General features: G+C 64.5%; 26 protein-coding genes. 13 read left to right on the top strand and 13 right to left on the bottom strand.

The genetic code is table 11. The annotated features are described in order from the left end of the window. Nucleotides 1-211 precede the first annotated feature (211 nt). The 9 genes from N0P34_RS19560 to N0P34_RS19520 are packed head-to-tail and all read right to left on the bottom strand — an operon-like array spanning nt 212 to nt 6,848. On the bottom strand, nt 212-1,249 hold the full coding sequence (locus N0P34_RS19560) for a TonB family protein (RefSeq protein ID WP_275604874.1): 1,038 nt from the start codon (nt 1,247-1,249) through the stop codon (nt 212-214). Then, complete coding sequence (locus N0P34_RS19555) at nt 1,249-1,686, bottom strand: biopolymer transporter ExbD (RefSeq protein ID WP_345774444.1); 438 nt, start codon at nt 1,684-1,686, stop codon at nt 1,249-1,251. The genes N0P34_RS19560 and N0P34_RS19555 overlap by 1 nt, the downstream gene beginning before the upstream one ends. A gap of 8 nt (nt 1,687-1,694) precedes the next feature. After that, complete coding sequence (gene tolQ / locus N0P34_RS19550; protein WP_275604872.1) at nt 1,695-2,384, bottom strand: protein TolQ; 690 nt, start codon at nt 2,382-2,384, stop codon at nt 1,695-1,697. A 3-nt stretch (nt 2,385-2,387) separates the two neighbouring features. Beyond that, nucleotides 2,388-2,807: a hypothetical protein gene (locus N0P34_RS19545; protein ID WP_275604871.1), complete on the bottom strand. Its 420-nt coding sequence runs from the start codon at nt 2,805-2,807 to the stop codon at nt 2,388-2,390. Continuing rightward, nucleotides 2,804-3,628: a heme ABC transporter ATP-binding protein gene (locus tag N0P34_RS19540; RefSeq protein ID WP_275604870.1), complete on the bottom strand. Its 825-nt coding sequence runs from the start codon at nt 3,626-3,628 to the stop codon at nt 2,804-2,806. Before N0P34_RS19540 ends, N0P34_RS19545 begins: the two co-directional genes overlap by 4 nt. Nucleotides 3,629-3,635: 7 nt before the next feature. Beyond that, on the bottom strand, nt 3,636-4,733 hold the full coding sequence (locus N0P34_RS19535; RefSeq protein ID WP_275604869.1) for an iron ABC transporter permease: 1,098 nt from the start codon (nt 4,731-4,733) through the stop codon (nt 3,636-3,638). A 15-nt stretch (nt 4,734-4,748) separates the two neighbouring features. Then, nucleotides 4,749-5,621, bottom strand: a complete 873-nt coding sequence (locus tag N0P34_RS19530; protein WP_275604868.1) for an ABC transporter substrate-binding protein — start codon at nt 5,619-5,621, stop codon at nt 4,749-4,751. Between the two features lie 5 nt (nt 5,622-5,626). Next, complete coding sequence (locus N0P34_RS19525; RefSeq protein WP_275604867.1) at nt 5,627-6,676, bottom strand: ChuX/HutX family heme-like substrate-binding protein; 1,050 nt, start codon at nt 6,674-6,676, stop codon at nt 5,627-5,629. A gap of 13 nt (nt 6,677-6,689) precedes the next feature. Then, the gene (locus N0P34_RS19520) at nt 6,690-6,848 is read right to left on the bottom strand and encodes a hemin uptake protein HemP (protein WP_275604866.1); all 159 of its coding nucleotides are present in this window, start codon (nt 6,846-6,848) and stop codon (nt 6,690-6,692) included. Nucleotides 6,849-7,042: 194 nt separating this feature from the next. Between N0P34_RS19520 and N0P34_RS19515 the strand changes: the two genes are divergently transcribed. The 7 genes from N0P34_RS19515 to N0P34_RS19485 all read left to right on the top strand — a co-directional run bounded on the left by N0P34_RS19515 (nt 7,043) and on the right by N0P34_RS19485 (nt 15,654). Further along, on the top strand, nt 7,043-9,169 hold the full coding sequence (locus tag N0P34_RS19515; protein ID WP_275604865.1) for a TonB-dependent receptor: 2,127 nt from the start codon (nt 7,043-7,045) through the stop codon (nt 9,167-9,169). Between the two features lie 680 nt (nt 9,170-9,849). Continuing rightward, entirely contained in the window at nt 9,850-10,821 is a 972-nt protein-coding gene (gene ytfQ / locus N0P34_RS19510; protein WP_275604864.1) for a galactofuranose ABC transporter, galactofuranose-binding protein YtfQ, read from the top strand. Nucleotides 10,822-11,031: 210 nt separating this feature from the next. Further along, nucleotides 11,032-12,549 (top strand): sugar ABC transporter ATP-binding protein, encoded by a 1,518-nt coding sequence (locus tag N0P34_RS19505; RefSeq protein WP_275604863.1) that lies wholly within the window; start codon nt 11,032-11,034, stop codon nt 12,547-12,549. Beyond that, nucleotides 12,546-13,550, top strand: a complete 1,005-nt coding sequence (locus tag N0P34_RS19500; protein ID WP_275604862.1) for an ABC transporter permease — start codon at nt 12,546-12,548, stop codon at nt 13,548-13,550. Before N0P34_RS19505 ends, N0P34_RS19500 begins: the two co-directional genes overlap by 4 nt. Beyond that, entirely contained in the window at nt 13,547-14,524 is a 978-nt protein-coding gene (yjfF, locus tag N0P34_RS19495) for a galactofuranose ABC transporter, permease protein YjfF (protein ID WP_275604861.1), read from the top strand. Before N0P34_RS19500 ends, yjfF begins: the two co-directional genes overlap by 4 nt. A gap of 1 nt (nt 14,525) precedes the next feature. Beyond that, nucleotides 14,526-15,257, top strand: coding sequence for a FadR/GntR family transcriptional regulator (locus tag N0P34_RS19490; protein ID WP_275604860.1), 732 nt, complete (start codon nt 14,526-14,528; stop codon nt 15,255-15,257). A 223-nt stretch (nt 15,258-15,480) separates the two neighbouring features. Next, nucleotides 15,481-15,654 carry a hypothetical protein gene (locus N0P34_RS19485; protein ID WP_275604859.1) on the top strand — a complete coding sequence of 58 codons (174 nt, stop codon included), beginning with the start codon at nt 15,481-15,483 and terminating at the stop codon, nt 15,652-15,654. A 6-nt stretch (nt 15,655-15,660) separates the two neighbouring features. Here the strand turns inward: N0P34_RS19485 and N0P34_RS19480 are convergent, their stop codons facing one another. The 3 genes from N0P34_RS19480 to N0P34_RS19470 form a co-directional block, all read right to left on the bottom strand. Next, nucleotides 15,661-16,599 (bottom strand): Gfo/Idh/MocA family oxidoreductase, encoded by a 939-nt coding sequence (locus N0P34_RS19480; RefSeq protein ID WP_275604858.1) that lies wholly within the window; start codon nt 16,597-16,599, stop codon nt 15,661-15,663. A gap of 95 nt (nt 16,600-16,694) precedes the next feature. Then, nucleotides 16,695-17,048: a VOC family protein gene (locus N0P34_RS19475; protein WP_275604857.1), complete on the bottom strand. Its 354-nt coding sequence runs from the start codon at nt 17,046-17,048 to the stop codon at nt 16,695-16,697. A gap of 127 nt (nt 17,049-17,175) precedes the next feature. After that, nucleotides 17,176-18,429, bottom strand: a complete 1,254-nt coding sequence (locus tag N0P34_RS19470) for a glycerate kinase (RefSeq protein WP_275604856.1) — start codon at nt 18,427-18,429, stop codon at nt 17,176-17,178. A gap of 126 nt (nt 18,430-18,555) precedes the next feature. Between N0P34_RS19470 and N0P34_RS19465 the strand changes: the two genes are divergently transcribed. From N0P34_RS19465 to N0P34_RS19445, 5 genes are read left to right on the top strand one after another with little or no spacing between them, the layout of a single operon-like run. Then, complete coding sequence (locus N0P34_RS19465) at nt 18,556-19,251, top strand: DUF1045 domain-containing protein (protein WP_275604855.1); 696 nt, start codon at nt 18,556-18,558, stop codon at nt 19,249-19,251. After that, the gene (locus N0P34_RS19460) at nt 19,248-20,384 is read left to right on the top strand and encodes an alpha-D-ribose 1-methylphosphonate 5-triphosphate diphosphatase (RefSeq protein WP_275604854.1); all 1,137 of its coding nucleotides are present in this window, start codon (nt 19,248-19,250) and stop codon (nt 20,382-20,384) included. Before N0P34_RS19465 ends, N0P34_RS19460 begins: the two co-directional genes overlap by 4 nt. Then, entirely contained in the window at nt 20,381-20,947 is a 567-nt protein-coding gene (gene phnN, locus N0P34_RS19455; RefSeq protein ID WP_275604853.1) for a phosphonate metabolism protein/1,5-bisphosphokinase (PRPP-forming) PhnN, read from the top strand. Before N0P34_RS19460 ends, phnN begins: the two co-directional genes overlap by 4 nt. Nucleotides 20,948-20,998: 51 nt before the next feature. Continuing rightward, nucleotides 20,999-21,148 carry a hypothetical protein gene (locus N0P34_RS19450; RefSeq protein ID WP_275604852.1) on the top strand — a complete coding sequence of 50 codons (150 nt, stop codon included), beginning with the start codon at nt 20,999-21,001 and terminating at the stop codon, nt 21,146-21,148. Beyond that, nucleotides 21,135-21,338: a hypothetical protein gene (locus N0P34_RS19445; protein ID WP_275604851.1), complete on the top strand. Its 204-nt coding sequence runs from the start codon at nt 21,135-21,137 to the stop codon at nt 21,336-21,338. Before N0P34_RS19450 ends, N0P34_RS19445 begins: the two co-directional genes overlap by 14 nt. A 107-nt stretch (nt 21,339-21,445) precedes the next feature. Here the strand turns inward: N0P34_RS19445 and N0P34_RS19440 are convergent, their stop codons facing one another. Further along, nucleotides 21,446-21,661: a hypothetical protein gene (locus tag N0P34_RS19440; protein WP_275604850.1), complete on the bottom strand. Its 216-nt coding sequence runs from the start codon at nt 21,659-21,661 to the stop codon at nt 21,446-21,448. Nucleotides 21,662-22,157: 496 nt separating this feature from the next. On the opposite strand from N0P34_RS19440, the gene N0P34_RS19435 reads away from it, so the two are divergent. Further along, nucleotides 22,158-23,192, top strand: coding sequence for a LacI family transcriptional regulator (locus N0P34_RS19435; protein WP_275604849.1), 1,035 nt, complete (start codon nt 22,158-22,160; stop codon nt 23,190-23,192). Nucleotides 23,193-23,384 lie beyond the last annotated feature (192 nt).

Raw genomic sequence — 23,384 nt, 5'->3', positions numbered from 1 at the left:
CCACCCAACCTCCCCCTTTCCAGGGGGAGGGGTGCTGCGGTGGCTCTCCGACATCGCCCCATCCCCGATGCGTACCTCCCCCTGTTTCAGGGGGAGGTTAGGCGGGGGTGCTGCCAAAACTACCGGCCGAACCTCCCTCCCCTCGACGGGGAGGGATTGAGGGTGGGGTGGAGAGAGCCACCGGCCCAAGTCAAAATTCAGAAATGAAAAACTACCGCTTATATTCCAGCGGCACGCCGAACGGCCATGAACTCCGGTTCACACCGCCCGGAAATGGCGGAAACGGCGCGGCCCGCTGCACCGCATCGACCCCGGCCTGGTCGATGGCCGCATTGCCCGAAGACTGCACCACGCCGATCCCCGACACCCTTCCATCGGCATGGACGGTAAAGCCGACCACCACCAGCCCTGATTGCCCCCGCAGGCCGCGCAGCGCATTGCGCACTTTTCGCGTCACCTGGCTCTGGTAGCGCGCCTCCTCGGCGGCCCCGCCATTGCCATTCCCCGAAGCCTGCGGCGGTGCACCACCCGCTGCCGCGACATTGTCCGAATTGGCATTGCCGCCATTGCCCCGCTGCTGCTGCGGCGGCCTCTGCGCCTGTTGCGTCTGGGCCGGACGCGGCTTGTGCACGATGGGTTCGGACTGGCGCTTGATCGTTGCCGTCACCGGAACCGGCGCGGCCTTGAAATCCTCTACCGCCACCGGCTCGATGGCCTCCGTCTCCGCCCCAGCCATAGCTTCCGGTTGTATGGCTTCCAGCGTGGAATTCTCTTCGCTGGTGGTGAGTTCGCTCTGCAGCGGCTCGGCCACCAGCGTTTCCACCGGCTCAGCCTCCAGCGGCTCCGAAACATCCTCGGCGATTGGCTCTGCCTCGACAATATCGGCCTCGACCGGTTCGACAACAGCCTCTTCGACCGTCTCAACCTCGACCGGCTCGGCAGTCTCGCTATTTTCTTGAACGATTTCCTCCGGCGTCACCGCCTCGATCGCCTCGACGATCTCTTCGAGCGCCTCCGGCTCGACCGGCTCGAGCACTTCCACATCGCTTCCGGCCGACACAGACGACACACTGGCATCGGACTCCACCACCACGCTCTCATTGGCCGAGACGCTCGACATGGCGACGATGCTGACGCTGACGGGCGCAGGCGCAGGGGCGTCCTCGGCCTCGCCGCGCGGCAGGCCAATGAGAATGAGGGCGAGGAAGCCGACATGGATCAGCGCCGAGCCGGGCAGGGCGAGCCGCATTATTCGGCCTCTTTGCGTTCCGTGATCAGGCCGATCTGGCCATATCCGGCGGCCGAAAGCGCGCCCATCACTTCCATGATCTGCCCGTAGGCGGTGGCCGCATCGCCGCGTACATATAGCCGCTCATCCGTGCCATCGACGGCCAGCGCCTCCACCATGGGCACCAGCGTTTCCATCGTTGCCGGATCGCCATCAATGGAAATGGCGCCCGCATTGGTCACGGTCACGGTGATCGGCTTGCGTTCGAGCGGCATGGCCTGGGCCTGCGTCTTGGGCAGGTCGACGGGCACGCCCATGGTCATCAGCGGCGCCGCCACCATGAAGACGATGAGCAGCACCAGCATGACGTCGACCATCGGGGTGACGTTGATCTCGCTGATCGGGCCGCCACCGGCGCGGCCGCGCTTCCGGCCCTTCTTGCCCGCTGAAATGCCCATGCCCATGTCTATGCGGCCTTTCCGGCGTCGAGCTGGCGCGATAGCAGCGCCACGAGACGATCGGCAAAACCCTCGAACCGGGCCGAAATCACCCCCGCCTCGGCGCTGAGCTTATTGTAGCCGATAACGGCCGGGATCGCCGCGAGGAGGCCGATCGCCGTCGCCAGCAAGGCCTCGGCAATGCCGGGCGCCACCACGGCGAGGCTCGTATTTTCCGCCGTCGCAATCGCGGTAAAGGCATTCATGATGCCCCATACCGTACCGAAGAGGCCGATGAACGGTCCGGCAGACCCGGTCGAGGCCAGAAAGCCCAGCCGCTTTTCAAGCTTGGCGCTTTCCTCGCTCACCGCCAGGTCGAGCGCGATTTCGAGCCGGGCCTTCAAACCCTCGGGCGTCGCAGCGTTCTGGGCGTGGCTCTTGTCCCATTCGTCCATTCCGGCCACCAGCACTGCCGAAAGCCCCGAAGTCGGGGCGGCGCGATAGCTGTTCCGCAGCGCGTCGAGCGACTGCCCGGAGGCGAAGGCGCGGTCAAACGCAGCCATGTCCTTTCGCGCTTTTGCATAGGCGGCCATGCGGTTGGCAATGATCGCCCAGCACCAGATCGAGGCCAGCAGCAGCCCGACCATGATGGATTTCACCACCAGATCGGCCTGCATGAAGAGGCCCAGGATCGAAAAGTCATGCGCTGCATGTTCCATCGCCTAGACCCCGAAGACGATATCGGGCCGCGCGCTCGGCACGAGCCCGGCAAGGCATGCGTCGCCGGCAAAGCCCTCGCCCTCGCAGGCGGTGATGTCGTTGATCAGGACGCGCCCGAGATCGGCGCAATCGAGATTGGCCAGCTCGAACTGCAACACCTTGGTCTTGCCCTCGGTGAGCCCCTTGAAGTCGAGGGTCACGATCCGCTCGATTGCACCGGTGCCATTGAACAGCGCCATTTCCACCGATGCCTTTGCGAGGTCGCCGCCCAATTCATTGGTGGCGAGAAAAGTCACCCGGCAGCCTTTTTCCGATGTCTGGGCGGCATTGAGTTCCAGCAGGAATTTCGGAGCAACGGCCTCCTGGGAGAATGCCGGGGCGGTGAGGCCGACAAGCAGGGACAAGATGGCAAAAGATCTCATTGGGCAACCTTGAGGTTTCGGTGTGTTTCGGCGGCGATGGCCGAGTGCGGTAAAACGAAGGGCACATGCCGGGCCGGCGCGACGCCGACGCGCAGCGGCGCATCGAACACTTGGGCCAGCACCTCGTCCTTGATCACGGCGGCCGGCGTGCCGCGCGCCATCACCGCGCCGTCGCGCAGCGCCACCACCTGATCGGCATAAATGGCGGTGAGGTTGAGATCGTGCAGCACGGCGATCACCCCGCCCCCGGCATTGGCATAGGCGCGGGCCACATCCATGATCATCAGCTGATGCTTGATATCGAGGCTTGAAACCGGCTCATCGAGAAAGAGATAGCGCGGCACCCCATCGAGCACCGGCACCCAGACCTGGCAGAGTACCCGCGCCAATTGCACGCGCTGCTGCTCGCCGCCCGACAATTCGCCATAAAACCGCCCGCCAAAGCCGTCGAGATCGACCGCCGCCAGCGCCTCTTCCGGCAGCCTTGCGAGAGCATTTGGCGCAACACCCGGCCGCCCGGCCGTGACGCCCATGGCCACCACTTCGCGCACGGTGAAGGGAAAGGGCAATGTGCTCGCCTGCGGCAGCACGGCCCGCAACACCGCCGCCTCCATCGCCGAGAGGCCGCGCAATTCGCGCCCGTCGATGAAGATATCGCCTTGATAGGCCTGGTCGCGGCACAGTGCCTTGAGCAGTGTCGACTTGCCTGACCCGTTCGGCCCGACAATGGCGGTCAGCTGTCCCGGCCGCGCCGAAAAGCTCACCTCGTGGAGAATGTGCCGCCCGTTAAGGCTCACATCGATGCTGTCGATCTCGATCATGAGTGTCTCACCAGCTCAGCGCATTGCGCCGGCGCAAGAGGATCCAGAGGAAGAACGGGCCGCCGAAGGCCGCGGTGACGATGCCGATCGGCAATTCGGCCGGGGCCACGATGGTGCGGCTGATGGCGTCGGCAAAAAGGAGAAAGGTTGCGCCCAAAAGCGCCGTAGCCGGCAACAGATAGCGGTGGTCCGGCCCGATCACGAGGCGCAGCAGATGCGGCACGACGATGCCGACAAAGCCGATGCCGCCACTCACCGCCACCGACGCGCCGGTCGCCCCGGCCACCGCCACAATGGCCGCAATCTTGAACTTTTGCACCGGCACGCCGAGATGCGCTGCCGTCGCTTCGCCCAGTGTCAGGGCATTGAGCCCCTTGGAGAGAAACGCCGCCACGAACAGGGCCGCCGCAATGATCGGCCCTGCGGCGAGGATTTTGATCCAGGTCGCCCCGGCGAGCGACCCCATGCCCCAGAATGTCAGGTCCCGCAACTGGTTGTCGGATGCGATATAGACCAGCACGCCGCTCAGCGCCCCCGCCAGCGCAGCAATCGCAATCCCGGCCAGAAGCATGGTGGCAATCGCCGTCTGCCCGCCCTTGGTCGCCACGCGATAAAGCACGAATGTCGTGGCGAGCCCGCCGCCGAATGCCGCCAGGGGCAGGGCGAAAATCCCCAGCGCCTCGGTAAACGGGGCCAGCGCCGTACCGCCGAGCACGATGATCGTCACCGCGCCCAGCGAACTGCCGGCCGAAACGCCCACCAGCCCGGGATCGGCCAGCGGGTTGCGGAACAGCCCCTGCATGAGGAGGCCCGAGACCGCCAGGCCCGCGCCAATAAGAACGCCCAAAATCATGCGCGGCAGGCGGATATTGACGATCACCGCATGGTCCCGCGCCGCCTGGGCCGCACTCTCGGGCGCAAATCCGAAAAGCTGGCCGACGACACCCCAGACCGAGGCGCCCGAAGCGCCCGTGGTCATCGACAGCACCATGGCCGCAACCAGCGCGACGGCTAACCCGGCAACGACAATGCGCCCCAGATGGCTGCGATCGCCCTCGGCCCGTCCGGGCCGCACTCCCGGCTGCATGGTCATGGTGTCTGTCATCGTCGCAAATCCCCCTTACGGCTTGCCGTAGAGCAGATCGGCCAGCTCATTGGCCGCCGCGGCCGTGCGCGGACCAAAGCCGAGGAGATAGGAGCCTTCGAGCCGGAAAATGGCCTTGTTCTGCCCCGCCGGCGTCAGCGAAATCGCCGGATGCGCCAGCAATTCCGCATCGGTCGCCGCATGGTCGCCGCCGCGATCCATCATCAAGATGGCGTCCGGTGCCGCCGCGGTGATCGCCTCTTCCGAGAGCGGGCGATAGCCTTCGAATTCGGTGATCACATTCTCCGCCCCCGCCAAGGCGATCATGCCATCCGCCGCCGTGCCCGTCCCCGACGCCTGGATCTGCCCACCCTGGTTGGAGAGGATGAAGAGGATGCGCTTGGGCGTTTCGATGGCCCCCGTGCGTTCCGCCAAAGCGGCGAATTCGGCTTCGAGCCCGGCCCTATAGGCATCGGCTTTCTCGCCCAGCCCCAGCGCTGCGCCCACTTCGTCCACCTTCACCAGCACGCCCTCGGCCGAATAGCTTTCCGGCACGGTCTGATATTCGACGCCCGCGCCTTCGAGCACGTCGAGCGCTTCGGGCGGGCCACTGCCCTCGAGCACGAGGAGCGCCGTCGGCCCCACCGACAAGACGCCCTCCGGCGCCAGCTGCCGGGCATAGCCGACATCGGGCAGTTCCATCACCTCAGGCGGGTAGAGCGCGGTCTGGTCGCGGGCGACCAGCAATTCTTCCGCCCCCAGCGCATAGATAATTTCGGTCAGCGATCCGCCGATCGATACCAGCCGGCTCGGGTCGGCAAATTTTTCCAATTCCGCCGCCGATAAGGCCGGGGTGAAAAGGCTTGCGGCCATCAGCGCCGCGGCAAAGCTCGAAGAAAAGCGCATCATTTGTCTCACGCAGCGTTGGAGGTCTGGAAGAGAGGCAGTTTTTCGACCACGGCGCGCCAGGCTGTGCGCTCGTCCTGGCCTTCCTGCCGCATGCCGAAGAACTGAATGATCAGTTCGCGATTGGCGTCATAGAGTTCGACCGAGCTGACATGCCCGTCCTTGGTCGGCTTGCGCACCGCCCAGGCCGAGGCCACATGGTCGAGCCGCAAATGCAGGTGGAAGGTGTCGTCCAGCACATTGAGCCATGGCCCCATCGGGCTGACCTTGGTGATCGGCCCGGCATGGATCTGGATGCAGCCATCATTGCCCACAAAGGCCATGATCGGCAGATCGGTCCCGGCGACGGCTTCGAACATGGTCTTGCCGGCCTCCGCATCGAGCTGCCAGGCAAAATCCTCGCCCACCATCTCGATGGCGTCGAGACGCGGCAGATTGAGTTTTTTCAGCATCGGATAGAACTGGTGCGTGTCGGTCATCGCCGACCATGCCGCCCGCAGGGCCTCGACGCCGGCCGCTTCACCCAGCGGGGCAGGGGCCGGCGCCGCGGTCACGGCGATGGTGTCGGTCTGCTCCTCATGAAGGAGATTGCCGACCAGCACAGCCCAGGCTTCGAGATTGGTCGCCGGGCGCGCATGCACCTTGTGCACGGCATTACCCTGCGCGTCGAAAAACTGCAGCGAGCGCCTGACATCCCCGTTTTCGCCGGTCTTTTCCACGGCAAAGCCAAAAGCCCAGCGGCTCGGGAAAATGCGCAGGTCGATCTCAGCCCCCAGCACCATCGACGCCATCGGCCCGATGACTACCTTCTCATAGGGGCCGATCTTTTCGTGCACCGCGCTTTCATTGCGCGTCAGCGCCATGACTTCCCCCACCGAGGTCAGCCCGTTGAGCAGGGTGTCGAGGTCGACGCGCAGGCGCTGGGCCGAGCGGCCGACTTCGGCCGCCACCAGCTGCGCTTCGGAAATGGAATGGATGCGAGCGAAATCGCGTTCGCGCATTTGGGGATGCAGGGCCCGCAAACTGCGGATGTCGTCGGCGGATTTGGAAGCATTCATGGTCACGGGACGCCTATTTGGTGAGAATGAGCTTGTCCTGACGGGTCAGCCGCAGCCGATAGGCCTGGCCCCGATGCAGGATCACCACTTCCGTGCGCCCAGCCAGAATTTCGTCACTATCCATGACTTTTTCGGCGGCAAATCTATCGGGCACATCGTCGGCGGCAGACATTTTATTCCTGATGCATCAAGGGTTTCTGCGGCAATCTGGCCGCGGCGCCCCTGCTCTTGAAAACTTGACTCCAATAGCCAAGTTAATTACAGAGCGCAATAGGTGATCGAAAGAGTCATAATTCTTTCGAGCCGGCAAGCCAGCCCTTTCGCAAGCCAGCCGCGGACCCAAGACAAAAACTGGAGTTAGGTTCAATGGGGCTGGTGAAGATGCGTGCCGTCACGCTTATGGGCGGCGTGGCGCTGGCAATTGTGGCGGTTCAGGGCGCGAGCGCGCAGAACGTCAATGCAACGAAGATTACGCTTCTGGAGCGTCTGGTGATCGGCGCGGGGGCGCCAAAAGTCGCCATCGATACGCCCCAGGCGGTGACGGTGATCGATCAGGCCGATCTCGACAAGGCCCAGGCCGCCACCACGGGCGATCTCTTCGCTTCCGTGCCCGGCGTGACCGTGGTCGGTAGCCAGCGCCAGTTCGGCGAGGCCTTCAATATCCGCGGCATCGGCACCACCGAGAATTCTTCGGATGGGTCGCGCGTCATCATCAATGTCGATGGCGCCCCCAAATTCAACGAACAATACCGCATGGGCTCGTTCTTCTCCGATCCAGAGCTCTACAAGCAGGTCGAAGTTCTGCGCGGGCCGGCCTCCTCGACCCTTTACGGCTCGGGGGCCCTCGGCGGCGTCATCAATTTCTCCACCAAGGACGCCTCGGACTTCCTCAAGGATGGCAATACCGGCGCCTTGCGCCTCAAGGCCGGCCTCGACAACAATGGCACTGGCACGCTGACCTCGGCGGTACTCGCCCAGCAGCTCACCGAGACCTTCGAAATCCTCGCCGCCGGCAATTGGCGCCGCCGCGACCAGGTCACCCAGGCCAATGGCAATATTCTGGCCGGCTCGGATTTCGACACGCTCTCGGGCCTTATCAAGGGCACGGCCCGTTTCGGCGACAATGACGAGCAGCAGCTGAGCCTGTCCTACCAGCGCTGGCAGAGCACGGCCAAGGACCAGGCCTATGCCCAGACTGGCACGTCGTCCATGTTCGGCGTCACCGACCGCGAGGTTATCGACCAGACCGCCGTGCTGCGCTGGGAAAACCCGGCCACCGACAATCCCTGGGTCGATCTCAAGGTCAATCTCTCCTATTCCGACACCCAGAACGACCAGACCAATCACCGCATTGCGCTCGGTGCGCCGCGCACCACGCTGGGCGCCACGATTCCGGGCGTTGGCACAATCGGGGCAGATAGCGTTTTCCTAGACACGCGCTACGGCTACAAGACGCTACAGCTCACCGCCGACAACACCATCGAATGGGTCGGCGATGGTTTTGAAAACTATCTCACCATCGGCGCCTCGGCCTCGACCCAGGACCGCAGCGTCGAGCGTCCCACCGGCGGCCCGCTTCCGGCCCATCCCCAGGGCAATGAGAAAAAGCTCGGCATCTTCGCCCAGAACGAATTCATCTGGGATGACCGGCTGACCATCATTGCCGGCGCCCGTGGCGATTTCCACTGGGTGGATGCCACAAGCGGCGCCGCCAACCGCGATGGCTCGGCCTTCTCGCCGAAAATCGCCGCTCACTACGAACTCACCGACAATATCGGGGTCTTCGCTTCCTACGCTCACACCGAGCGCCTGCCCACCATCGACGAGCTCTATTCGATCTCGGCGACCAAGCACGCCAGCCTTGGTCTCGAAAAGGAAAGCGCCGACACCTTCGAGGCCGGTTTCTCGCTCTCGGGCAATGATCTCTTGACCTCGGGCGATAGCGCCGCGCTCAAGACCACGGCCTTTTACAGCGATTTGACCAATCTCATCGCCTCCAATCCGAGCCCCGCTGCCGGCCGCCCCACCGTGCCCTATTACGGCAATATCGGGGAGGCTCGCATCTATGGCGTCGAGGTCGAGGCGTCTTATGACAGCGAGCTGTTCTACGCCAATCTCGCCTATGGGCTGACCATCGGCGACAACCTCGTCACCAACACCCCGCTCACCACCGTGCCGCAGACAAAGCTCTCGACCACGCTGGGCATTCGCAATGTCGAATATAATCTCGACATGGGTGCGCGCCTGACCATCGCCGATATCGGCCGCTACATCGTCGCCCCCTCCGCCTTTGGCGGCGACGGCCCGGCCGATGCCTATGCAACGGTCGATCTCTTCGCCACCTGGAAGCCCGATACCGGCCCGCTCGCCGGCACCGAACTTCAGCTCGGCATCGACAATCTCTTCAACGCCGACTACCGCCCCAATCTCTCCGTCGACCGCTCCACCGGCCGCACCTTCAAGGTGACGCTGGCCAAGCAGTTCGACTGGTAATTTTTGCACCTGACGGTCGCCCCACTCACCGCTCTGCCTCCCTCCCCCTCGCGGGGAGGGATTGAGGGTGGGGGCGAGAGCCCGAATTCTTCGGGCCCAGCAAGTCGATTTGAGCAAAGAAGCCCAAGAGAGCTACGCTCGAATGGCCGGATTGAGGGTGCCGTGCGTCACTGTCAGTCCCTTCCCCCACCGCGCTGCCCTCGGGCTTGACCCGAGGGCCTCTATCCCGTGCCCTACCGTCGGCATGCGGCTCGCAAACTGACCCTCGGGTCAAGCCCGAGGGCAGCCCGGCCTGCGTGGCGCGATCCCTCTCACCCTCCCACTCACCGCTCTGCCTCCCTCCCCCTCGCGGGCTTCGACGCGTCCGCAGGCAAATCGCTCCTGTGGAGCGATTTGAGCAAAGAAGGCCATGAGAGCTAAGCTCGAATGGCTGGATTGAGGGTGGGGGGCTTCACCGACAGCCCCTTCCCCCACCGGCTTCCCTCGGGCCTGACCCGAGGGCCGCTGTCCCCGTGCCCAACTGTCGGGATGGGGCCCGCGGAGGGGAGCGCTGGGGAGGAGGCGAGAGCCCAGGTGCCTCAGTCTGGCGCACCACCCCACTTTACATATAATAGTACTTTATATAGGCTCCTCTCATCGCCTGAAGCGCAAACGCCGGGCGGTCATTTGGGAGGAACATCATGAATATCGTGACCAAGCTCGCCCTCGCGGCGAGCCTCGCTACAGCTTTGTCTACCGTAGCCTTCGCCCAGGACATTTCGGGAAAAGTCATCGGCTTTTCCCAGATCGGCTCGGAATCCGGCTGGCGCGCCGCTGAAACCGCGGTGACCAAGCAAGAAGCCGAGGCCCGCGGCGTCGATCTCAAATTCGCCGACGCCCAGCAGAAGCAGGAAAACCAGATCAAGGCCATCCGCGGCTTCATCGCCCAGGGTGTCGATGCCATCCTCGTGGCGCCGGTCGTCGCCACTGGCTGGGATGAGGTCCTGACCGAAGCCAAGGAAGCCGAGATCCCCGTCGTCCTGCTCGACCGTGGCGTCGATGCCCCCGAAGATCTCTATCTCACCTCCGTCGCCTCCGACCAGGTCGAGGAAGGCCGCGTCGCCGGCCAGTGGCTGGTCGATGCCGTCGGCACCGATGAGTGCAAGATCGTCGAACTGCAGGGCACTGTCGGCTCCACCCCGGCGATCAACCGCAAGCAGGGCTTTGAAGAGGCGATTGCCGGCCACGACAATCTGTCCATCATCCGCAGCCAGACCGGCGACTTCACCCGCTCCAAGGGCAAGGAAGTGATGGAAGGCTTCATCAAGGCCGAGAACGGCGGCGCCGATATCTGCGCGGTCTATGCCCACAATGACGACATGGCCGTCGGCGCCAGCCAGGCCATCAAGGATGCGGGCCTCAAGCCCGGCACCGATATTCTGGTCGTCTCCATCGACGCCGTGCCCGATATCTTCACCGCCATCGCCGCCGGCGAAGCCAATGCCACGGTGGAATTGACCCCGAACATGGCCGGTCCCGCCTTCGACGCCCTGGCCGCCTTCTGGGCCGATGGCACTGAACCCGAAAAGTTCATCATCACCGAGTCCAAGCTCTACACCGCCGAAAATGATCCCCAGGGCGAATACGAACGCCGCAAGGGTCTTGGCTACTAAGCTGGAGGCAGGGCGGACGGCGGCATTGTGTGCTGCCGTCCAGCCCACCCACGATGTCATTCCCGCGCAAGCGGGAACCCCTGTTTAACGGAGGCCCCCGCTGGCGCGGGGGTGACACTGTGATCGGAACGGTCAACACTGGGTAGCGGCCCGGAAGTGGCCGCAATGGGGAAGATCCAGACCGTCCACAAGGACGGCCGGGGAGGGGCAATGAACGAAAAAAGCTACGCGCTCGAGGCGCGGGGCATCGTAAAAATCTTCGGCAACCATACCGCGCTGGATCAGGTCGATTTCGGCCTCATGCCCGGCGAGGTCCACGCCCTTTTGGGCGAAAATGGCGCTGGAAAATCGACGCTGATCAAGATCCTCACCGGCGCCTACCAGCCCGATGGCGGCACGGTCCTGGCCGACGGCGTCCCCGTCACCCTCGCCAATCCCCAGCACGCCCAGACGCATGGCATCGGCACGGTCTATCAGGAGGTCAATCTCCTGCCCAATCGCTCCGTCGCCGAAAACCTCTATCTCGGCCACCAGCCCACCCGTTTCGGCCTCGTCGACCGCCGCCGCATGGAAGCCGACACGCGAAAAATCCTCGCCCGCTATGGGCTCGATCTCGATCCCGCGAGCGAACTCGGCAGCCATTCCGTCGCCGTCCAGCAGATCGTCGCCATTGCCCGCGCCGTCGAGCTCTCGGGCAAGGTGCTGATCCTCGACGAACCCACGGCCAGTCTCGACCGCAAGGAGGTCGAGCGCCTGTTCGAGATCATCGCCGATCTCAAGGCGCAAGGGCTCGCCATCGTCTTCATCACCCATTTCCTCGATCAGGTCTTTGCCATTGCCGACCGCGTCACCATCCTGCGCAATGGCAGGCTGATCGACACCCGCGCCCTCGACACTCTCACCCGCACCGATGTGGTCCGTCTGATGTTGGGCAAGGACATCGCCTTTTCCGGCACCACCAGGCTCGATGAAAACCGGCCGCTGGGCGAGGTGCTGGTCCAGTTCACCGGCTACGGCAAGAAGCGCAGCGTCCTGCCCTTCACCCTCTCCATCCACAAGGGCGAGGTCATCGGCGTCGCCGGGCTTCTGGGATCGGGCCGAACCGAAATGGCGCGGCTCATGTTTGGGGCCGACGCCGCCGACGAGGGCAGCGTCTCCGTCGCGGGCAAGCCCACCACCATTGCCAGCCCCACCGATGCCATCGCCCATGGCTTCGGCTTCTGCCCTGAGGACCGCAAGGCCGAGGGCATTTTCGGCGATCTGTCGGTGCGCGAAAACATCATCATCGCGCTCCAGGGCAAGCTGGGGTGGTTTTCCGCCCTCAATCGCGACGAGCAGATGGAGATCGCCGGCAAATTCGGCGAGGCCATGGATATCCGCGCCGCCTCGCTCGACATGCCGGTCAAACTGCTCTCGGGCGGCAACCAGCAAAAGGTCATCCTCTCGCGCTGGCTCGCCACCGATCCGGCCTTCCTCATTCTCGACGAACCCACCCGCGGCATCGATGTCGGCGCCCATGCCGAGATCGTGCGCACCATCAATCGCCTGCGCGACGACGGGCTGGCGCTGGTCGTCATTTCCTCCGAGCTCGACGAGGTCGTCGCCTATTCCTCGCGCATCGTCGTCATGCGCGATCGCGAACTCGTCGCCGAGCTCAATGGCGAAAACATCAATCCGGGCATTATCGTGCAGGCCATAGCCAATCATCACGAGGGAGCGCCCGCATGATCCGGCGTTCCGCCTCGTTCCTCGCCAGCCCCCAGCTCATCGCCCTGATCGGCGTACTGCTGATCAACTGGCTGCTTTTTCCCAATTTCTTCCGCATCACCTGGCAGGACGGGCGCTTTTTCGGCAGCGCCATCGACGTCATCAATCGCGGCGCCCCGGTGGCCATCCTCGCCATCGGCATGGCCGGGGTCATCGCCACCAAGGGGGTGGATCTGTCGGTCGGCGCGGTCATGGCGGTTGCCGGCGCCGTCGCCGCCACGCTGGTGGTCGCCGGCTATCCCGCCCCCGTCGCGGTTGCCGCGGCGCTTGTCGTCGGCCTCCTCTGCGGCCTCTGGAACGGCATTCTCGTCGCCTTCCTCGATATCCAGCCCATCGTCGCCACGCTGGTGCTAATGGTCGCCGGGCGCGGCATCGCCCAGCTCATTACCCAGGGCTTTATCGTCACTTTCAACGATCCCGTGCTGATCTTTATCGGCACCGGGTCCTTTCTCGGCCTGCCCATGGCCGCCGTCATCGCGCTGGTGCTGATGGTGCTGGTGACGCTCCTGGTACGGCGCACCGCCATCGGCCTCTTCATCGAAGCGGTGGGCGTCAATCGCGCCGCCGCCAGCCTTGCCGGCATCCGCAGCCGCATGCTGCTGCTGCTTGTCTATTCCCTCTCCGGCCTTTGCGCCGCCATTGCCGGCATCATCGTTGCCGGCGATATTCGCGGGGCAGACGCCAACAATGCCGGGCTCTGGCTCGAACTCGACGCCATCCTCGCCGTGGTCATCGGCGGCACCTCGCTTCTCGGCGGGCGCTTTTCCGTGCCCCTGGCCGTGGTCGGCGCGCTCATCATCCAGGCCATGAACACCGGCATTCTCGTCTCCGGCTTCCCGCCCGAGTTCAACCTCATCGTCAAGGCCGGGCTGATCTTCATCGTCCTGCTGATCCAGTCGCCCTTGGCCGCGCGCCTCGCCCCCGCCCGCCTGCGCCCTGTTCCCGCCGGAGCGAAAAAATGAACCGCAGCCTGCGCCCGCTCGTCGCCACCGCGCTCATCTTCGCCATCGCCTATGGCCTGGCGGTGATGCAGTTCCCCAATATGTTTTCCACCCGGGTTCTCGGCAATTTCCTCACCGATAATGCCTTCCTCGGCATCGCCGCGGTGGGCATGACTTTCGTCATCCTCTCCGGCGGCATCGATCTTTCGGTCGGCGCCGTCATCGGGTTTACCGGCGTGCTGATCGCCGTGCTCATTTCCTGGGCCGGCTTTCATCCGCTGGGCGCTTTCGCCATCGCACTCCTGGTGGCGGCGGCCTTTGGCGGCACGATGGGGCTGGCCATTCATTTCCTCGCCGTGCCGTCCTTCATCGTCACCCTGGCGGGCATGTTCCTCGCCCGCGGCGCCGCTTCGGTGATCACCCAGGATTCGGTGCCCATCAACCACGATTTCTACGCCTGGATCTCGAGCCTCATGGTGCGCCTGCCCGGTGGCGGCCGCCTCAGTTTCATCGGCCTTTCCATGGTCGCCATCTTCGCTCTCGGAGCGCTCATTGCCCATCGCACAAAATTTGGCTCCTATGTCTATGCCCTGGGCGGCAATGCGGTTTCGGCCTCGCTCATGGGCGTGCCGGTGGGGCGCACCACGGTGGCCATTTATATGCTGTCCTCGGTGCTTGCGGCCTCGGCGGGCATTGTTTTTTCCCTTTATACATCGGCCGGCTATCCGCTGGCGGCAGTGGGCGTCGAGCTCGATGCCATCAGCGCGGTGGTCATAGGGGGCACGCTGCTCACCGGCGGCTATGGGTTTGTGCTGGGCACGTTCATCGGCGTCATGCTGTTGGGCCTCGTCCAGACCTACATCATCTTCGACGGCACGCTGTCGAGCTGGTGGACCAAGATCGTCATCGGGGTCCTCCTGTTCCTGTTTATCGTGCTGCAGCGGATTATCTTTGCCGCGGCCGCACCCGGAGACAAATCGTCCCAGAAAGCCTGAAATGATCGAAGCCGGCAGCCTTATCCGATCCCTCACGGGGCGGCATGCTGCGCGCAATTTCCACACTTTCGTCATCAACGAAATCGGCCGGGCCATTGTCTCGGGCGCCGCCCCAATTGGCTCGGTTCTGGACAGCGACGCGGTAATGATGGAGCGTTATGGCGTGTCGCGCACAGTCCTGCGCGAGGCGATCAAGACGCTCGAGGCCAAGGGGCTGGTCGAAGCCCGCCCCAAGGTGGGCACCCGCGTTTCGCCGCGCAGCCGCTGGAATTTCTTCGATTCCCAGGTTCTCGCCTGGCATTTCCACGCCCCGGCCGACCGGCACTTCTTTGAAAACCTGCTCGAAGTGCGCGAAGCCCTGGAGGGTCCGGCCGTCCGCCACGCCGCCCGTCACCGCACCGCCGAACATGTCCGGCTCATGAAATACTGGCTGCACCAGATGAGCACGGCCACCGACAGCATCGAGCAGTTCGGCCTCGCCTGCCTCGAAATCCATGCCATCATCGCCGAAAGCGCCCAGAACACGCTCCTGCGTTCGGTCGTCGGGGTGGTGGAACTGATCCTTGCGCTCATCCTCTCCAAAGATGAGGCCACTCGCCCCCTCTATATGGTCGAGGCCACCAGAAATCTCGAAGCCCTGCTCGACGCCATCGAAGCCGGCCATCCCGACGCGGCGGTCACCGCGCTGACCGCCTGCCTCGCCCTAGACCAGCAGCGTCTGCTGTCCCTCTAGGCCAGGCTCCCCCACCCACCGACCGGGCTCCCTCCCCCTCGCGGGGAGGGTTGGGGTAGGGCGAGAGCCCCAATCCAGCGGCTCCCCCCGGCTCCCTCCCCCCAAAAAAATGGCAACCCGGGGCGGGAGCAAAAGCCCCAATCCGGCGCCCTCCAACTCAACTGCCCGGCAACCCCCGCAACCCTCATCCATCCCGTCCGTTCTTCCCAGAAGGAGACACGACATGGATATCACCCCAAATCTCTGGCTGATCCTGCTGACCCTTGGCGTGGTGTGCCTCGCGGCCGCCCTCGTCTATGGCATCATGCGAAATCGCCAGCGCACCCCGCTGGAGCGGGAGATCACCGAGGCCGGCACGCGCGCCGAATATCGCGCCGAGGATAGGGACGAGCGCTGAACGCGCCTACCACTCGAACTCCGGGCCGTTCTCGCGGGCCCCGAGCAGAAACACGTCGGCCATCAGCCGCAGCGGGGCGGCGTCGACATCGCTTTGCCGCGCTTCGAGCAGGTCGGCAAATCTTTCATACATGGCCCCGTATTCCGCGTCGCCATGCTCGAGCACCAGTTCTCCGTCGACCGTCAGCTTGCGCCCGCCATTCTCGAGCCGGACATCCTTGCCGGCCCCGGTCGTGAAGCGGATGGTCCAGATTTCCCCGCTCTCTTCGAGCCAGTTGAACCCGGCTGACAGTGTCGGCTTGTGCGCCTGGGCGGATTTGAACGCGATTTCCACATCCACCGGCGTCTGCCGATTGGCCGGAAAAGTCAGCTTTGCGCTCTCCACGAAGACGGGGAAGGGCATGACCTTGGTAAAAATGGAAAGAGCATTGATGCCGGGGTCGCAGACGCCGAAGCCGCCGGGCTCCCACACCCAGTCCTGGCCCGGATGCCATTTGCGCACGCTTTCCCGCCAGTCGATCCGCGCCGAAACCACGCCTTCCTGCGCCAGTATCGCCTTGGTCCGGTCCACCGCGGCGTTAAACTGGCTGTGCCATGTCTGGTACAGCACCCGGTCGAGCCGCTTGGCATGGGCGATGAGGTCGTCGAGTTCGGAAATGGTCGTGGTCGGGGGCTTTTCCATCATCACGTCCTTGCCGGCGTCGAGCGCCTCGCGGACATAGGCATGGCGCACGCCGGGCGGGGTGCAGATGGACACGAGCGCCACCTCGGGCAGGGCGGCATAAAGCTCGGCCGGTGTCTTGAACACCGGCAGGTCGCCATGGGCGACACCGCGCGTCGAAACCGTCGCGGCGAGTTCGAAATCGTCCGACGCCTCGATCACCGGGATATGCTGGTCCACGGCGATCTTGCCGACACCGATAACAGCGATCTTGCGCTTGCCCATCTCAAAAATCTCCCCGAGCTTTGGTGGGTGGTTTTAGAGCAGAGCGCGCGCCAGTCGCCAAGCACCCCCGGCAATAAAAGTATGACTTTTTATGACTAAACTGCTGCCGCCGGTTCCCAGAGCTCGATCTGGTTGCCTTCGGGGTCATGGATGCGGGCAAATCGACCCGTCTCGGGCGTGTCCCATTCCCCCGGCCGCGTTTCGACGGCGATACCGGCTTCGCGCAAACTGGCGATCATGGCGTCGAGATCATCGACGCGGAAATTGATCATCCACTGCTTGTCGGCGGGAAAATAATCGCTCTCCTGCCGGAAGGGGGCGAATACCGTCATCCCGGCATCCTGCTGCCACATCTCGCTGATGCCCAGATGCGTCTCGTACCAATTGGCCAGCGCAGTCTTGTCGCCCGCCCGGAAGAAGATGCCCCCAATGCCTGTCACCCGTGCCATGTCGTCTCCTCTCATCAGCCGACGCCTCCCCTGTCGGGAAAGGACCAGACCGAGTTTGGCACAGGATAGGAAAGCCACAAAATCACTCCTCCCCCTCCTTAAGGGGGAGGTCGGGTGGGGTGGGGCGCTACCTTATGAGGATCGCCCTGAAATCATTCACATTGGTCCCGGTCGGGCCGGTGAAGAAAAGGTCGCCAATGGCTTCAAAAGCGCCATAGCCATCATTATTGGCCAGCTGCCGTTGGGGGTCGATCCCGGCTTCGCGCATCCGCCGCGCCGAGCTGCCGTCGACAAAGGCTCCGGCATTGTCTTCCGAACCATCAATGCCGTCCGTGTCGGCGGCAAGCGCCGAAACGCCCGCGACGCCATCGAGCGCAATGGCCAGCGCCAGCGCAAACTCTCCGTTCCGCCCACCGCGACCCTTGCCCCGCAAGGTCACAGTCGTTTCCCCACCCGAAAGCAGCAGCGCCGGCTTCCTGAACGGTTGATCGCGCAAGACGATTTCCCGCGCCATGGCGGCGTGCACCTGCGCCACGTCCCGCGCCTCGCCCTCGATGGAGTCCGACAAAATGGCCGTCTCCAGCCCCTGCGCCCGCCCCATTTCGGCCGCCGCCGCCAGCGACAGCGCCGCCGAGGCAATGGTGGCGACACTGTTCCGTGCAAACGCCGGATCGTTCACCAGCGGGGGCGGATTGCTCTCGCCCTCAAGAACCCGCCGCGCCGCCTCGGGCAGCTCCAGCCGATAGAGCCCGGCCATCCGCCGCGCTTCCGCCCGGTCTCCGGCGATGGGCAGGGTCGGCCCCGACGCCACCAGCGCCGGGTCATCCCCCGGCACGTCCGACACCGCCAGCGTTGCCACCCGCGCCGGTGTCGCCGCCAGCGCCAGCCGCCCGCCCTTGATGGTTGAAAACTGGTTGCGGATCAGGTTCATCACCCCGATCGGCGCGCCGGAGGCGAGCAGCGCCCGGTTGACCGCCTGCTCGTCCTCAAGGCTCATACCCTCCGCCGGCGCCGGCAGCAGCGACGAGCCGCCGCCCGAAATCAGCGCCACGACGAGATCATCGGCGCTCAATCCCCCCACCAGCTCCACGATCCGCCGCGCCGCCGCAAACCCGGCTGCGTCCGGCACCGGGTGCGCGGCCTCGACGATTTCGATGTGTTGGCATTTTTCGGCATAGCCATAGCGCGTCACCACCAGCCCGCTCAGCGGCCCGTCCCAGGCCTCTTCGAAGGCCCGTGCCATCTGCGCCGAAGCCTTGCCGGCGCCGATGACGATGGTCCGCCCCATGGGCTTTTTCGGCAGGAACCGGCTGACCGCCAGGGCCGGCTGCGCCCGCTCGACCGCGGTCCGAAACAGGTTTTCCAGAAATTCTCTGTCCATGCTCTCCCCGGCCTGTCCTGCCTTGTCCCCGCGTCTTTGTGCCGACCGGGCGAAAGCTTGTCCAGCCTTGCCACCTTGCCAAAACGCAGACACATAGAAAGCCTAGCGGCAGGCCGAGGAGTTTTCATGACTGAACGATTCGCCATCTACTACGCCCCCTCCGCCACCAGCCCCTTGTGGGACAGGGCTTCGGCCTGGCTGGGACGCGATTCCAGCAACGGCCAGTTTTTCGACGGGCCCGTGGGCGGCATAGAGCGCAATCGCCTGCTCAATCTCACCCAGTCCGCCAATCGCTACGGTTTCCACGCCACCCTCAAGCCGCCCATGGCGCTGGCGCCGGACCAATCCCCCGAGACGCTCCGCCAGGCCCTTGCCGATTTCGCCGCGAGCTTGCGTCCGGTCCCCCTCGGCCCGCTCAAGATCGCCTCGCTCGATGGCTTCCTCGCCCTCACCGCCGATGGCGAAAACCACGATCTCCAGGATCTGGCCGCCCATGTGGTCGAGCAGTTCGAGCCCTTCCGCGCGCCGCTTTCCGTGCGTGATCGCGCTGCAAGGGCCTCCCGCGGCCTCACCCCGCGCCAGGAGGAATTGCTCGACGGCTATGGCTATCCCTATGTCTTCGACGAATTCCGTTTCCACATGACCCTCACCGATCGCCTCCCCGAGGCCGATCACGAGGAAATCGCCACGGCTGCGCGCAATTGGTTCGGCGCGCTCCTGGGCCAGGATGTCGTGCTCGACCGGCTGGTTCTGTTCCACGAGCCCAAGCCCGGCGCCTCGTTCCGGCGCCTCGACGATTTCAAGCTCGGGTCCGCGCCATGACCCAGACCATTCTCTCCAATGCCCGCATCGTCCTGCCCGAGGCCGAAATCACCGGCAGCGTCGTCATCGCCGATGGAAAGATCCTCTCCATCGACGAGGGCGCCTCCGGCCATGGCGAGGATTTTGGCGGCGATTACCTCGTTCCCGGCCTTGTCGAGCTCCACACCGACCATCTCGAAAACCATTATCGTCCGCGCCCCGGCGTGTTCTGGGATCCGCTGGCGGCGCTCCATGCCCATGACGTGCAGATCGCCGGCTCCGGCATCACCACCGTCTTCGACGCCGTGCGCATCGGCTCCGATCTCGAACTGCCCGACATGCTCCCCCACGCCTCGGCCCTGGTCGAGGCGGTGCGCAAGGGCAGCGATGGCGGCTGGCTGCGCGCCGAGCACTTCATCCATCTGCGCTGCGAACTGCCCAGCCACGACGTCGTCACCCATTTCGAAACCTTTGCCGCCCATCCCACGACGCGCCTCGCCTCGGTCATGGATCACACGCCCGGCCAGCGGCAATTCCGCTCGCTCGACGACTACAAGCGCTTTTACGCCAAGCAGATGGGTCGCACCGAGGCCGAGCTCCTCGCCTATATCGCCGCCCGCCAGGCCGAGCACGACCGCTATTCGGCCGCCAACCGCAGCGCCATCGTCGCCCGTGCCCGCGAGCTCGGCCTGGCCCTCGCCAGTCACGACGACGCCACCATCGCCCATGTCGAGGAGGCGGCCGAGGACGGCGTCGCCATCGCCGAGTTTCCCACCACGCTCGAGGCGGCGTCGGCGGCCCATGATGCCGGGCTCGCCATCCTCATGGGCGCGCCCAATGTCGTGCGCGGCCGCTCCCATTCGGGCAATATTTCGGCCAGCGACCTCGTCGAGGCGGGCCTGCTCGATATTCTGAGTTCCGATTACGTGCCCTTTGCGCTCCTGCAGGCGGCATTCCTCCTGCCCCGGCGCATCGCCTCGGTCAGCCTGCCGCAGGCCCTGGCCACGGTCACGCGCAATCCGGCGCGGGCGGCCGGGCTCGACGACCGCGGCGAGATCGTCATCGGCAAGCGGGCCGATCTGGTGCGGGTGCAGATCAATGGCGCCCTGCCATGCGTGCGCAGTGTCTGGCGAGAGGGGCAAAGGGTCAGTTGAGCGAGCGGTCCCCCGGAATACTGGTCCTTGTCGTCGGCCCTTCCGGCGTGGGCAAGGATACGCTGATCCAGGGCGCCCGCCAGGCGCTCGATGCCGACAAGCGCTTCAGCTTCGTCCGGCGCCTCGTCACCCGCCCCACCGATATCGAGGTGGAGGATCATCTCAGCCTCGAGCCGTCCGAATTTGCCGAAGCCCGGGCGGCCGGTCGCTTCGCTCTCCATTGGGAGGCGCATGGCCTGCAATATGCCCTGCCCATCGGTGTCGATACCGATCTGGCGCTGGGCCGGGTGGTCGTCGCCAATGTGTCGCGCCATGTGGTGCCCGCTGCGCTGGCAAAATACCCCTCCAGCCGGGTCGTCATGATCTCGGCCGAGATTTCCCTGCGCGCCGAGCGCCTGGCCAGTCGGGGTCGGGAAGGGCGCGATCAGATCGCCGCAAGGCTGGCGCGCGAAGGGGCCACCCTGCCATCCGGCATTTCCCCCGTCATCATCGACAACTCCAATTCGATCGGCATCGGGGTCCACGCCTTCGTCATGGCCCTGCGGGGCATTTCCGGCGACTGAACCCTTCGGCGGCTCGCGCGTTGATCAAGAGCGTCAGCGTCAGGAGTTCTTATGAGCCGCAATGCCCTTTACGCCCTGGTGACCGTGCTTTTGGTCGCCCTGGTCGTCTTTGCCATCTACACTTTCCAGCAGCAGCAGGCCCGCCCGGGAATTGAGGTTCGAGTCGATGAACAGGGGATTTCCATCGATGGAAACGGCTAGCACGATTTCGACGCGGCGGGCGGTCATTGCGGCCGCCATCACCGCCGAACTGCAGCGGCAGGCCGAGAGCTCTGCCCTGCGCATCGATATCGAGGCCCTGGCCAATGCGGTGGATTTGGCCCTCGTGCCCGGCGCGCCCTTTGCAGAGGGGCGGAAACCCGAACAGCTCAACGCCACCAATGACGATTAGCTGAACCCGATCTGCCGATTTCTCGGATAACCCAGAGCGTTTCGAGGAAAAGTGGACCCCACTTTTCCGGTTCGCAAGCGCGATCGGATAGGAACGCCGCGCCGCACTCAGGCGGCGTCGGCGTCCTTTACGGCCTGGCTCACGGCGATATGGGCCGTTTCGATGCTGGGGAAATGCTGTCCGTCAACGGCGAAGGCCGGCAGCTTGACGGCGAGGAAGCGATATCCGCCCTCGGCCGGAACAACGACGCCCAGCGGCTCGCCACCCACTTCTATGACGGTAGGCCGCTGCGAATTGACGTTTCTGAGATTCTTCTCTTGCATGGTGGACTTCCACTTGCGCAGTGAGTCCGGGCGTCTAGGCGGCGGGCTTTCCCGCGCCATCAATGCCGGTCACTACGGATGCTATCGGTGTTGTGAGACGGAGATGTGACGCCAGGTCACATTCGTTTCGAGCGACAGGATCCTTGCCAATTTTTGGCATCAAGCGGATGGAATACTACGGTCAAGCACGCCGCGTGGATGGTAATGGTTGTCGATGTCGTCATCGTCATTCCTCTCCTTGCAGGTGGTTGGGGCCGCATATGCGCCCAAGGCGGCGCAGTGAGGCCAAGATAGGGGACGAGCCAAAGGATTGCCAGTACTCCATTATGCGTAACTGGCCCAAAAAACGAAAAACTCTGCTCGACTTTCGTCGCAGCGACACAATCGGTCGCTGTCAGTTCGCTTGAACTGGGTCGCGCAATCTGTTGTTCTGGCTCCCTTGAAGCGGCGGCTGCAGTGGCAGGTCCAGGGGAATAAAGTTTTGTCGGAAGAACAGGTGCCTACTGGACGGGCAAAGCGGGGCGTCAAGCCCACAGGCAAGCCCACCCTCAAAACCATTGCGCAAATGACGGGACTGGCCGTCACCACCATTTCGCGGGCGCTCAACAATGCCCCTGAACTGGCCCAGGAAACGCGCGAGCGGGTGCAAAAGATTGCCGCCGAGATCGGCTATCTGCCCGATCGCGCCGCGCTGCGTCTTAAGACCGGCCGCACCAATGTTGTGGCGCTGATCCTCGAGCCGGACGAGCAGATCTACGGCTTCGGCACCTCGCTCGTCACCGGTATCACCGAGGCGCTGCGCGACACCGCCTACCATCTGGTCATCACCCCGCTCTTCAAGAATGTCGAGGCCATCGAGCCGATCCAGCACATCGTGCGCAACCGCATGGCCGATGGCGTGATCTTTTCCAAGGCGGAGCCGTTCGACGAACGCATCCGCTTCCTGCTCGACAACAATTTCCCCTTCATCAGCCATGGCCGCAGCCAGTGGCCGGAGGCCCATCCCTTCGTCGATTTCGACAATGAAGCCTATGCCTATGGCGCCACGCTGCGCCTCGCCAGCAAGGGCTGCAGGAAGGTCTCCATCGTCCTGCCCGACAGTGCGTTGACCTATACCGATCACCTCAAAGCCGGGGTCGAGCGCGGCGCGCGCGAGGCGGGGATCGGGTTCGAGTTCGCCGCCGACGTCAATCTGGGCAGCGCCACCGACGCCATCCGCAATTATGTCATCAAGCGCGCCAAGCGCCCGGAACGGCCCGATGGCTATGTCTGCGCCTCCGAGCTGTCGGCGCTGGCCATTATCGGGGGGCTGAACGAGGCGGGGTTGACCGTTGGAAAGACGACCCATGTCGTCACCAAGCAGGCTTCGTCCATGTTCATGCAGTTCCAGCCCGGTGCCGAGACGGTGTTCGAGGATTTCGCAGAAGCCGGCCGGAACCTCGGTCAATTGCTGTTGCGCCGTATTTCCGGCGAAGCCGAGGATCTCCAGTGGATCGCCGCGCCGCGCTTCGACTGGCCGGCCGGGTCCTGATCTCCCCCGTTTGGAAAATCGTATTTTCGATCCGAAAATTTTGAGGCGGGGTCATCGGCCCCGTCTGCCGGCACGGCTTCCAGTCAAAGACTAAGCGCCACCCTGGATTGCCTCCATCTCGCCACAATGCTGCCATTTTGCCAGACCGCGCGGCCCCGCCGCATCAGTCCGGCGGGGCGCGCAAGTGAATCC

Origin of the sequence: Devosia sp. FJ2-5-3 (assembly GCF_029201545.1) — a bacterium.
In the GTDB taxonomy this organism is placed as follows: Bacteria; Pseudomonadota; Alphaproteobacteria; order Rhizobiales; family Devosiaceae; genus Devosia.
Note: the sequence above shows the minus strand (reverse complement) of the source record. Positions and strands in the feature narration are given on the sequence as shown.

Excerpts from the sequence above, each read along its gene's own strand:
- N0P34_RS19560 (WP_275604874.1), bottom strand. The coding sequence starts at position 1,249 with ATGCGGCTCGCCCTGCCCGGCTCGGCGCTGATCCATGTCGGCTTCCTC.
- N0P34_RS19555 (WP_345774444.1), bottom strand. The coding sequence starts at position 1,686 with ATGGGCATTTCAGCGGGCAAGAAGGGCCGGAAGCGCGGCCGCGCCGGT.
- tolQ (WP_275604872.1), bottom strand. The coding sequence starts at position 2,384 with ATGGAACATGCAGCGCATGACTTTTCGATCCTGGGCCTCTTCATGCAG.
- N0P34_RS19545 (WP_275604871.1), bottom strand. The coding sequence starts at position 2,807 with ATGAGATCTTTTGCCATCTTGTCCCTGCTTGTCGGCCTCACCGCCCCG.
- N0P34_RS19540 (WP_275604870.1), bottom strand. The coding sequence starts at position 3,628 with ATGATCGAGATCGACAGCATCGATGTGAGCCTTAACGGGCGGCACATT.
- N0P34_RS19535 (WP_275604869.1), bottom strand. The coding sequence starts at position 4,733 with ATGACAGACACCATGACCATGCAGCCGGGAGTGCGGCCCGGACGGGCC.
- N0P34_RS19530 (WP_275604868.1), bottom strand. The coding sequence starts at position 5,621 with ATGATGCGCTTTTCTTCGAGCTTTGCCGCGGCGCTGATGGCCGCAAGC.
- N0P34_RS19525 (WP_275604867.1), bottom strand. The coding sequence starts at position 6,676 with ATGAATGCTTCCAAATCCGCCGACGACATCCGCAGTTTGCGGGCCCTG.
- N0P34_RS19520 (WP_275604866.1), bottom strand. The coding sequence starts at position 6,848 with ATGTCTGCCGCCGACGATGTGCCCGATAGATTTGCCGCCGAAAAAGTC.
- N0P34_RS19515 (WP_275604865.1), top strand. The coding sequence starts at position 7,043 with ATGGGGCTGGTGAAGATGCGTGCCGTCACGCTTATGGGCGGCGTGGCG.
- ytfQ (WP_275604864.1), top strand. The coding sequence starts at position 9,850 with ATGAATATCGTGACCAAGCTCGCCCTCGCGGCGAGCCTCGCTACAGCT.
- N0P34_RS19505 (WP_275604863.1), top strand. The coding sequence starts at position 11,032 with ATGAACGAAAAAAGCTACGCGCTCGAGGCGCGGGGCATCGTAAAAATC.
- N0P34_RS19500 (WP_275604862.1), top strand. The coding sequence starts at position 12,546 with ATGATCCGGCGTTCCGCCTCGTTCCTCGCCAGCCCCCAGCTCATCGCC.
- yjfF (WP_275604861.1), top strand. The coding sequence starts at position 13,547 with ATGAACCGCAGCCTGCGCCCGCTCGTCGCCACCGCGCTCATCTTCGCC.
- N0P34_RS19490 (WP_275604860.1), top strand. The coding sequence starts at position 14,526 with ATGATCGAAGCCGGCAGCCTTATCCGATCCCTCACGGGGCGGCATGCT.
- N0P34_RS19485 (WP_275604859.1), top strand. The coding sequence starts at position 15,481 with ATGGATATCACCCCAAATCTCTGGCTGATCCTGCTGACCCTTGGCGTG.
- N0P34_RS19480 (WP_275604858.1), bottom strand. The coding sequence starts at position 16,599 with ATGGGCAAGCGCAAGATCGCTGTTATCGGTGTCGGCAAGATCGCCGTG.
- N0P34_RS19475 (WP_275604857.1), bottom strand. The coding sequence starts at position 17,048 with ATGGCACGGGTGACAGGCATTGGGGGCATCTTCTTCCGGGCGGGCGAC.
- N0P34_RS19470 (WP_275604856.1), bottom strand. The coding sequence starts at position 18,429 with ATGGACAGAGAATTTCTGGAAAACCTGTTTCGGACCGCGGTCGAGCGG.
- N0P34_RS19465 (WP_275604855.1), top strand. The coding sequence starts at position 18,556 with ATGACTGAACGATTCGCCATCTACTACGCCCCCTCCGCCACCAGCCCC.
- N0P34_RS19460 (WP_275604854.1), top strand. The coding sequence starts at position 19,248 with ATGACCCAGACCATTCTCTCCAATGCCCGCATCGTCCTGCCCGAGGCC.
- N0P34_RS19450 (WP_275604852.1), top strand. The coding sequence starts at position 20,999 with ATGAGCCGCAATGCCCTTTACGCCCTGGTGACCGTGCTTTTGGTCGCC.
- N0P34_RS19445 (WP_275604851.1), top strand. The coding sequence starts at position 21,135 with ATGGAAACGGCTAGCACGATTTCGACGCGGCGGGCGGTCATTGCGGCC.
- N0P34_RS19440 (WP_275604850.1), bottom strand. The coding sequence starts at position 21,661 with ATGCAAGAGAAGAATCTCAGAAACGTCAATTCGCAGCGGCCTACCGTC.